Source organism: Plantactinospora alkalitolerans, assembly GCF_015690345.1.
Taxonomy (GTDB): Bacteria; Actinomycetota; Actinomycetes; order Mycobacteriales; family Micromonosporaceae; genus Plantactinospora; species Plantactinospora alkalitolerans.
On sequence record NZ_JADPUN010000335.1, the window covers coordinates 1 to 9502 of the forward strand.

General features: G+C 74.0%; 10 protein-coding genes. 4 read left to right on the forward strand and 6 right to left on the reverse strand.

Translation table 11 applies throughout. The annotated features are described in order from the left end of the window. Positions 1-209, forward strand: a 209-nt coding sequence (locus I0C86_RS35940; protein ID WP_196205765.1) for a hypothetical protein, incomplete at its 5' end; no start/stop codon positions are given. Between the two features lie 63 nt (positions 210-272). Here I0C86_RS35940 and I0C86_RS35945 read toward each other — a convergent pair. Continuing rightward, positions 273-2735 carry a helicase-associated domain-containing protein gene (locus tag I0C86_RS35945; protein ID WP_196205766.1) on the reverse strand — a complete coding sequence of 821 codons (2463 nt, stop codon included), beginning with the start codon at positions 2733-2735 and terminating at the stop codon, positions 273-275. A gap of 128 nt (positions 2736-2863) precedes the next feature. Here I0C86_RS35945 and I0C86_RS35950 point away from each other — a divergent pair, with 128 nt between their 5' ends. Further along, positions 2864-3448: an HAD family hydrolase gene (locus tag I0C86_RS35950; protein ID WP_230395354.1), complete on the forward strand. Its 585-nt coding sequence runs from the start codon at positions 2864-2866 to the stop codon at positions 3446-3448. Between the two features lie 36 nt (positions 3449-3484). Then, positions 3485-3871, forward strand: coding sequence for a cold-shock protein (locus I0C86_RS35955; protein ID WP_196205768.1), 387 nt, complete (start codon positions 3485-3487; stop codon positions 3869-3871). Here the strand turns inward: I0C86_RS35955 and I0C86_RS35960 are convergent. From I0C86_RS35960 to I0C86_RS35975, 4 genes are all read right to left on the reverse strand, one after another. Further along, complete coding sequence (locus I0C86_RS35960; protein WP_196205769.1) at positions 3832-4671, reverse strand: 1,4-dihydroxy-6-naphthoate synthase; 840 nt, start codon at positions 4669-4671, stop codon at positions 3832-3834. The two genes, I0C86_RS35955 and I0C86_RS35960, sit on opposite strands and share 40 nt — an antisense overlap. Before the next feature lie 117 nt (positions 4672-4788). After that, positions 4789-5643 carry an alpha/beta hydrolase gene (locus I0C86_RS35965; RefSeq protein ID WP_196205770.1) on the reverse strand — a complete coding sequence of 285 codons (855 nt, stop codon included), beginning with the start codon at positions 5641-5643 and terminating at the stop codon, positions 4789-4791. Between the two features lie 20 nt (positions 5644-5663). Next, on the reverse strand, positions 5664-6314 hold the full coding sequence (locus I0C86_RS35970) for a futalosine hydrolase (protein WP_196205771.1): 651 nt from the start codon (positions 6312-6314) through the stop codon (positions 5664-5666). Then, entirely contained in the window at positions 6314-8122 is a 1809-nt protein-coding gene (locus I0C86_RS35975; protein WP_196205772.1) for an MFS transporter, read from the reverse strand. Before I0C86_RS35975 ends, I0C86_RS35970 begins: the two co-directional genes overlap by 1 nt. A 99-nt stretch (positions 8123-8221) precedes the next feature. On the opposite strand from I0C86_RS35975, the gene I0C86_RS35980 reads away from it, so the two are divergent. Continuing rightward, entirely contained in the window at positions 8222-9061 is an 840-nt protein-coding gene (locus I0C86_RS35980) for a DUF3027 domain-containing protein (RefSeq protein WP_196205774.1), read from the forward strand. A gap of 80 nt (positions 9062-9141) precedes the next feature. Here I0C86_RS35980 and I0C86_RS35985 read toward each other — a convergent pair whose 3' ends face one another. After that, on the reverse strand, positions 9142-9345 hold the full coding sequence (locus I0C86_RS35985) for a DUF2530 domain-containing protein (RefSeq protein WP_230395357.1): 204 nt from the start codon (positions 9343-9345) through the stop codon (positions 9142-9144). Positions 9346-9502: the final 157 nt, after the last annotated feature.

Genomic DNA, 9502 nt, shown 5'->3' on the forward strand with positions numbered 1-9502 from the left:
CCACCCCCGCCACTCCGGCCCCGGTCTCCCGAGCCACCGTGCTCGCGTACGCGACGGTGGCGGTGCTGATCGCCGCCTGGGTGCTCTTCGGCTGGCTGGTGCAGCAGCAGGGCTTCGTGACCTCGCTCGGTGAGGGGCTCGGCGCCGCCTTCACGCTGCTGCTCATCGTCTCCGTCGTCGGCACCGTCCGCCAACACCGCCGAGAGTGAAAGGAAGGGCCCCTTCTTATCGTTTTCTGTAGAAGAAGGGCCCCCTCCTAACACCTCACTCACTCACTCGTCGAGCACCGCCGCGGTGATGCGGTGCAGGGCGAAGGTGTGCAGCATCTCGGTGCGCTCGTCCTCGGCCCGTAGGTATCCGCCGCCGATCGAGACCGGGCGGACCAGCCGGGACGCGGTCGCGCCGTGCGCGTCGACGTACCCGACCCAGACCAGGGCCTTGTCCCGGACCGCCTGTTGGAGTACGGCCAGCGCCTGGGTGTGCGCGTGTGCCGCCGGCATCGCCGGCCCGGCCCCACCGGACCGGCCGCCGTCCCGGACCGTGCTCGGCGCCCGGCGGGCGACCCGGGCCGCGGCGTCGCCCCGGCGGATCTGCTCCACGATGCCGAGCAGTCGGGGCGTGCTCAGCCTCGGCGTGGCCAGCGGATCGGTCACCCGGTTGGCGACCGAGCCCCGGGCCGGCGCCCGCCGCACCTTGGGCCTGGCCAGTACGGTCGCCCCGGTGGCGTCCTCGGAGACCGGGGCGTATCCGGCGTCGCGCAGGGCGCCGATCAGCCGACCTGCCAGGTGCGGGGTGGTGAGCACGGTCGGTGCCAGCCGGCGCAGCGACATCGGGGCGAGCCGGCGGTCGGCGAGCACCTCGGTCAGGAGTGCCTCGTCGTCGCTGCGCAGGTACGCCCCGGCGGAGCCGGCCCGAAGCCCGCCGTGCTTACGGGCGATGTCGTCGACCAGGTACGTCAACCCCTGTGGCACCGGCGTACGGGACCGGCGCTTGAAGAGTGTGTGCAGGTCCTCGGCGGCGTACCCGGCGTCCAGGGCCCGGCGCACGCTCGCCGCGGTGACCCGGTGCACGCTGGCGCCGCCGGCCGACTCGTGCTCGGCCACCACGGCGAGTTCGGCGGCCAGCGCCGGCTCGGGCGGCCCGGGTACCACCACGGTCAGGTCGGCCTGGAGCAGGAAGTGGTCGACCGGGGCCGGCAGCAGTGCGTCCAGTGCCCGGACCGCGGCGGTACCCCCGCCGGCCGCTCCGTCCGCGTCGGGCCGGACGCCGAGCGGATCGTCGCCGTTCTCGCCGAGCCGGGTGTCTCCGGCGGTCCACTGCGCGAGCAGCAGCCGGCCGTACGAGGTGAGCGCGCCGAGTCCGGTGACGCCGAGCAGCGCCGCCTCGGTCAGCACCTCACGCTGGCCGTTCTCCCGGCCCAGGCTCCGCCGGGGGGTCCGCCAGCCGAGCAGTTCGATCACCTCGTCCGGGGTCGGCGCGGCGCCGGGATCGAGGCCGTCGAGCACGTCGAGCACCGCGCGCCGAATGGCCGGCACCCCGGCGCGCTCCGCCTCGGGGGAGAGCGGGGTGATCGGGCGGTCCCGGTCGTCGCGCTGGCCGATCAGCCCGACCTGCCGGGACATGGTCAGCCAGGCCCGCGCCAGGTGTTCCCACCGGTGGGCCAGCGAACCGTTCCGCCAGCCCTCGTAGCCGGCCGCCGGGAGGATCTGCTGGTCCGCCCCGTTCCGGGTGGTGGCGGCGCCGGGCAGGTCGACCTCGCCGGTCAGCCCGGCGGCGTACGCCACCTCCAGCAGTAGCGCCGTGGTCGACTCGTCGAGGCCGGTGGCGCGGGCGAGCCGGCGCTGGTCCCGGACGCCCAGTCCGCCCGAGCGCAGCACCGGGGCGGGTTCGGCGGCGAGCTGTTCGAGCAGCGCCTCGGTGTGCCGTACCGCCTCCATGGCCTGGCCGGCTCCGGCGGAGTCGGCGGCCTTCGGCTCCCGGGCCGTGCCGGTGACCGCCGGCGGCCGGGGGCGCAGCGGCCCCAGGGGCCCCGATTCGCGGCGCAGCAGCAGCCCGACCTCCCGGGGCAGTTCCACGGCGGTCGGCGTGCCGGGCACGCCGGTGGTCTCGGAGATCGGCACCAGCAGGCCGTTGTCGACCAGCCAGGAGACCGGCGCGGCGGCGCCTTCGCCGGCTGGCGCGGCGGCCGGCAGCGTACCCACCGGAGGGCCGGCGGCGAGCCGGTCCAGGATCGCCCGGGCCGGTGGCGGCGCGGCCAGCAGGGTCCGGCGCAGCCGGGCCGGGTCGGCGACCAGTGCGGCGGTCTCCGGATCGAGTTCCGCCGCGGGCCGGCCCAACCCCGCCGGATACGGCGAACAGACCTCGTCGACCCCGGCCACGACCCGCAGCGCGCTCTCCGGCCCGTAGAGCAGGAAGCGGGCACGGAGCCGGTCGACCGCGGTCCGCACCCCGGCCCGGTCCGCGTTCCGGCCGGTGCCGACGGCGAGGGTGATGATCGTCTCGGTGGACGTCTCGCCGTGATCCGGATCACGGCTCAGTCGGGCGGCGTCCAGGATCCGCAGGGTGAACTCGTCGAGTCCGTCGAGGGCGCGAGCCACCGACACCCGGGACTGTGCGCGGACCGCCAGGGCGGACAGGTCGGTCGGTACCGGCACGACGAGGTCGGGACGCAGCCGGAACAGTGCGGCCAGCGCCTCGTCGGGCAGGGCCCGCAGATGGTCGGCGAGTGTCGTCATCGTCTTTCCACGCTATCCGGCCAGGTGCCTGTCGTGCGCGTCGGTCGTCCGGCTCGACTCCGTTCGGCCGTTAGGTCCGTGCGACGATGGCCGGCGTGACTTCCGCCGCGGTCGGGTTCGACCTCGACATGACCTTGATCGACTCCCGGCCCGGAATCGCCGCCGCAATGCGGGCGCTGACGGAGAAGACCGGCGTGTACGTCGACGCGGACGCCGTGGTCAGCCGGCTCGGCCCGCCGCTGCGGACCGAGATCCGCCGCTGGTTCCCCGAGGACCGGGTGGAGGAGGCCGTCCGGACGTACCGGGCGCTCTATCCCGAGTACGCGATCGCCACGTCCCTGCCGCTGCCCGGCGCGTTGGAGGCGGTGGCGGAGGTCCGGGCCCGGGGGCTGCGGGTCATGGTGGTCACCTCCAAGTACGGCCGGCTGGCCCGGCTCCACCTGGAGCATGTCGGGCTGGAGGTCGACGAGTTGGCCGGCGACCTGTTCGCGGCGGAGAAGGCGACCGCGTTGACCGCGCACGGCGCCGGGCTGTACGTGGGTGACCACGTCGCCGACATGGTGGCCGCGCGGACCGCCGGAGTGCCCGGACTCGGCGTCACCACCGGGCCCTGCGACGCCGATGAGCTGCGATCGGCCGGTGCCGACCTGGTGCTGGCGGACCTTACCGGATTCCCGGAGGCGCTCGGGCGGTTGGTGCGGCTAGCCTTGTGAGGACAGCAATCTCATCAGGGGAGTCGAGGTCTTCAGGTGCCGACGGGTCGAGTGAAGTGGTATGACGCGGCCAAGGGATACGGGTTCGTTACCAGTGACGAGGGTGGCGACGTGTTCCTGCCGAAGGGCGCGCTGCCGGCTGGGGTCACCGATCTGAAGGGCGGTCAGCGGGTCGAGTTCGGCGTTGTGGACAGCCGCCGGGGCGCGCAGGCGCTCGGGGTCAAGCTCCTGGACGCCCCACCGTCCATGGCGGAACTCCGTCGCCGGCCGGCCGAGGAGCTGCACGGCCTGGTCGAGGACATGATCAAGGTGCTTGAGGCCAAGATCCAGCCAGACCTGCGCCGGGGACGCTTCCCGGACCGGAAGACCGCGCAGACCGTCGCTCAGCTCGTCCACGCGGTCGCCCGCGAACTGGAGACCTGAGGGGTCAGACCGGCGGCTGCGGCCCGGCCGAGCAGCGCGTCGACCGCCGCCTGACCGTCGGCACCCAGTTCGGCGGTGAACTCGTTCACGTAGAGCGCGATGTGCTGGTCGACCACGTCGCGCTCCATCTCCTGCGCGTGCCGGAGCACGTACTCCCGGCTCGCGGCGGGGTCGGCCCAGGCCCGGCGTACGGAGTCGCGGATCCAGCCGGTCGCCGCCACCGGATCCACCGCGTCCCGCCGGGCCAGGATGGCGCCCAGCGGGATCGGTAGCCCGGTGTCGGCCTCCCACCACTGCCCGAGGTCCACCAGGGCGGTCAGGCCGTGCCGGGGATAGGTGAACCGGGCCTCGTGGATGACGAGGCCGGCGTCGTACCGGCCGGCGGCCACCCCCGGCATGATCTCGTGGAACGGCACGACCTCGATCCGCGCCGGGGGCCGGTCCGCGGACCAGAGCCGGAACAGCAGGTACGCCGTGGTCCGGTCACCGGGCACCGCCACGGTCGCCCCGGTCAGATCGGTGTTGCCGGCCCGGTCCGGCCGGGTCAGCACCAGCGGGCCGCAGCCACGGCCCAGCGCGCCGCCGCAGGGCAGCAGGTGGTAGTCGTCCAGCAACCAGGGCAGCGCCGCGTAACTCACCTTCACCAGGTCGTACGCCCCGCGCTCGGCGGCGGTGTTGGTGACGTCCACGTCGGCGTACGTCACGTCCATCGGCGGCGCGCCGGGCACCAGGCCGTGCACCAGAGCGTGGAAGACGAAGGTGTCGTTGGGGCAGGGGGAGATCGCCAGGGAGAGCGCCACAGCCCCACCGTAACCACCCGGCCCGGCCGGGGTGGTCGTGGCCCTGGCCGGGCCGGATACGTCACAGCGCTCCGGCTGGGCCGGATACGTCACAGCGCTCCGGCTGGGCCGGATACGTCACAGCGCTCCGGCTGGGCGCCGGTCCGGGGCGCCGGGCGGGATCAGCCGCCGGATGTCGGCGAAGATCCGTTGTTGCGCGGCCGCCGCGTCGGGACTGGTCAGGTCCATGCCCTGGATGAACCCGTGCGGAAGGCCCGGTTCGCGGCGGTGCGTGACGGCGACCCCGGACTCCGCCAGGCGGCGGGCGTACGCCTCACCCTCGTCGCGGAGCGCGTCGTGTTCGGCGGTCACCAGCAGAGTGGTCGGCAGAGCGGACAGATCGGGATGGTGCAGCGGACTCGCCGCGCCGCGCGACGTCGGATCGGGCGTCCACCAGGTCACGAACCGGGTCAGCATGGTGGCGTCGAGCCCGTGGCCCGTGCCCTTCTCGATGACGCTGGGCTGGGAGAGTGTCAGGTCGGTGTTCGGACAGATCAGGATCTGTACGCCGGGCAGCGCCCCGCCCTCGTCCCGCAGCCGCAGGCAGGCCATGGTGGCGAGGTATCCACCCGCGCTGTCTCCCGCGACGGCGACCGGCCCCGACCAGCGGAGCACCTCGACGGCGTCCTCGACCGCGGCCGGGTACGGATGCTCCGGCGCCAGCCGGTAGTCCACGGCGAGCACGTCGACGCCGCACTCCTGGGCGAGACGACGGCAGGTCCTGTCGTGGGTCTCCAGATCGCCGGTCACCCATCCGCCGCCATGCAGGAAGACCATCAGGGGGCGCGGTTCGGTGGCCGCCCGGTAACGGCGCAGCGGCAGCCCCGAGGGACCGGTCAGGTCCTCGACGTACGGCAGATCCGGCCCCTTCGGCCGGCTGCCGTTGCGCTCCCGGGCACCGGCGCGCAGCTCACCGACGAGATCGTGTGACATTCGACGGATGGTAGCGGCGGCTAGTCGGCGAGTTCCTTGCCGAGCACCGTCGCGGCGGCGGTCAGGGCGGCGAAGGCGTCGCCGATTCGCCACGCCGACCGGTCGCGGGGTCCGACCGGGTTGGAGACGGCCCGCAGTTCGGCGAAGGGCAGCCCGGCACCGGCGGCGGCGACCGCCACGCCGTACCCCTCCATGGCCTCGGCGACCGCGTCCGGATGCCGGGCGAGCAGGGCCAGGGTGGTCGCCGCGGTTCCGGTCACGGTGCCGAGGGTGAGGACCGCACCGGTGACCGCGTGCGGCAGGCCGCCGCGCAGGACCTCCAGCAGGGCGGGATCGGCCGGGGCGGCGGTGGCGCCGAAGCCCAGCTCGTCCAGGGTCAGGAAGCCGTCCGGCGACTCGGCGCCGAGGTCAGCGGCGACGCTGCGGGTCGCGACGACGAGCGATCCGACCGGCGCGCGGCCGGGAAATCCACCGCCGATCCCGGCGCTGAGCACCGCCCGGTACGGCCGCCCGGCCGCCTCGGCCAGCGCGATCAGCCGGGCCGTGCCGGCGGCGGCCGCCGCCGGCACCACCCCGACCGGCGCCACGGTCACCGCGTCGCCGACCAGCCCGGCCCGGACCGCATCGGCCTCGGCGGGAACGGCGGTGACGAGAAGTACGGCGCCGCCCACTACTGGCCCCGGGATTCCCGGCGGGAGCCCTCGTCGCCCGGCCTCGGGCCGGTGACCGCCGAGGACGGCCGGTAGATGTGGTAGCCGGGTGGTGCGAGTTCCGGATCGTCGCCGTCACCACCGAGGTCGGCGGTCGGCTGGCCAGTGGTCGGCGGAGCCGGTGAGACGGGGGTGGGGTCACCGTCGGTCGACCGGCGCACGCCCGGTTGCCCCGCTCCGGCCGGTTGCCCCGCTCCGGCCGGTTGCCCCGCTCGGGCTGGTTGTCCTGCTCCGGCTGGTTGTCCCGCTCCGGCTGGTTGCCTCGCTCCGGACCGGTCCTGAGCTGGCCGGTCCGGGCCCACTCGGTCCGGATCGGGGTGTCCGGTGTCGGATGCGTCGCCGTCGGTGTCCCCGCCGTCCGGTTGGTCGGTGTCGGCCATGGCCCGTCCGGACAGCCGCTCGCTCCGGAGCCGCCCGGCGACGATCAGGGCCCGGACCATCGCCAGCGCGGCGATCCCGGTCAGTACGCCGATCCCGATCCGGCCGTCGACCGGGATCAGACCCAGGGCGCCACCGGCCACGAAGGCGAGCATCAGCGCGGTCTCGGAGTGCGCGAACGCGGTCGCCCGGAGCCGTTCCCGGACCCGTTCCTGAATGGAGGCGTCGACGGCCAGTTTGGCGATGCCGCTGATCACGGCGGTGACCAGGCAGAGCAGCGCGACCAGCAGCAGCGAGAACCGGAGCGTGGCCAGCACCCCGACGGCGGTCACCACGACCAGGCCGGCGGCCTGCAACACCACGGGCCGGTGGATCCGCAGTCGGGTACCGAGCGCGGTCGCCAGGAACGTGCCGATCGCGAGCCCGCCGCCGACGACACCGAGCGCCGCCTCGTCGCCGAGCCGCCGACCGAACAACTCGGTGTCCAGGTCGCCGGCCTTGATCGCGAAGGCGAGGAAGAGCAGCAGGAAGCCGTAGAGACCGCGCAGGGTGGCGCCGCCGACCAGGGCGGCGATCACCAGCCGCCCGGCCGGGCCACCCCGGCCGAGCGCCCGTTCACGTCCGTTCCGCCCCTTTCCGAAGGCCTGGAACGCCCGGGGTACGGCCTCCGGCGGATCGGAGTCGGCCCGGGGCGGCAGGCGCAGCGCGATCACCATGCCGACCAGGAAGATCACCGAGGCGACCCGTAGCGGCCACTGTGGACCGAACCAGAAGGCGGCCAACCCGATCGGGGCGACCACGCCACCGGCGATCGAGCCGTACACACTGGCCCGTGCGCCGGCCTGGGACAGGCCCATCCGCTCCGGCAGCAGTCGGGGCACGGCCGCCGAGCGGGCCACGCCGTACGCCCGGGACAGCGCCAGTACGCCGAACGCGGCCGGGTAGAGCCCGAAGCCGTGGATGTAGTCCGAGATCAGCCAGGCGAGGAAGGCCCGCCCGAGCATGGTGGCGGCCAGCGCGTAGCGGCGCCCGTGCCGGAAATGGTCGAGCAGGGGTCCCACCACCGGTGCGAGGAGCGCGAACGGGACCATGGTGATCAGCAGGTAGAGCGCGACCTTGCTGCGCGCCTCGCCCAGCGGGGCGTTGAAGAAGATCGTTCCGGCCAGGCCGATCGTGATCAACGTGTCGCCGGCGCAGGAGGCGGCGTGCAGATCGAACAGCCGGACCATGCCGGCCTCGCCGCCGGCACCCTTCTCGCGTACCCGGACGACCCGGCGGGTCGTCCAGCGGGCACTGCCGAGCGTGCCCCGGAACAGCAGCCTGACGGCCCGGATCACCGTGCCGACGAGGCGCCCGAGGACCGACCGCCCAGAGCGGGTGAACAGCGGCATGAGCACCATCCTCGCCCATCCGGTCGACGACCGTCGGATCTGTGCCGAGATATCTCTGGCTGATCGGCGCCGGGGAGTGCCGCCGACCCGTCCGCAAGGATAGGCAACAATGGGTGGGTGACCAGGAGCACCGCCGCTCGCGCGGCCCGCCTCGACCAGGTCTGCGCCAGCGCCGTGGACGTGGCGCGGGATGGCATCACCGAGGTCGACCCGACAGACATCGGCGATCATCTGGGTGCGCTCGCCGAAGGCGACCGCCTGGTGACGCATCTCTTCGAGTGTCAGCTGGCCGGCTACCGGGGCTGGCGCTGGGCGGTGACGGTGACCCGGGTGCCGCGCAGTCGGCACGTCACGGTCTGCGAGACCTTCCTGCTACCCGGCTCGGACGCGATGCTCGCCCCGAGCTGGCTGCCCTGGCAGGAGCGGCTCCAGCCGGGCGATCTCGGCGTCGGCGATCTGTTGCCCACCCAACCCGACGACGACCGGCTCGTCCCCGGTTACCTGCTCTCCGACGACCCCGCCGTCGAGGAGACCGCCTGGGAACTCGGTCTCGGCCGTCCCCGGGTGATGTCCCGGGAGGGGCGGATGGAGACCGCCCAGCGCTGGTACGACGGCGATCACGGCCCGGCGGCGCCGATCGCGGCCGCCGCGCCCCGGACCGCGCGGTGCGGCACGTGCGGTTTCTACCTGCCGCTGGCCGGCGCCATGCGCCAGGCGTTCGGAGTCTGCGGAAACTTCTTCGCCCCGGACGACGGCCGGGCGGTCAGCGCCGACCACGGCTGCGGAGCGCACTCCGAGACGATGCTGGAGTCCACCGAGACGCCGGTCGACGAGCTGCCGACGATCTACGACGACAGCGAGGTGGAGGCGATCGCGGTCAGCCGGGCGCCTGGCTCGGTCGACGCCGCCGAGCCGGCGGAGCCGTACGGGCACGGCTGAGGCGGTACGGGGGCTGAGGCCGTACGGGCACGGCTGAGGGCGTACCGGCACGGCTGAGGCGGTACCGGCGGGGTTCGGGCTCAGGCCTCGCCGCGTCGGCGTCGACGGTTGGCGTCGTGCCGGAGCATCACGGCCAGACCGGGGAAGCCGACCAGGAAACCGGCGAGGCACGTCCAGAGCCAGTTCTCGTGGCCCCGGTCGGTGAGCCAGTGCCGGAAGAAGAGCAGGAGCACCAGCCCGACCACCGCCCAGGCCACGATCCCGGCGACGGCGAACGGCACCATCGGTGGGTCGAGCGGCTCGATCTGCGGCTCCTCGGGCACCGTCCCAGCGTACGGCCGGGCGGAACGTGGTTGGTAACCGGGCAGGTCTTGGTTGGTAACCGGTGATCTGGGACGATGCGCGGATCAACTCGTTCCGCCCCCAGACGAGGACCCAATG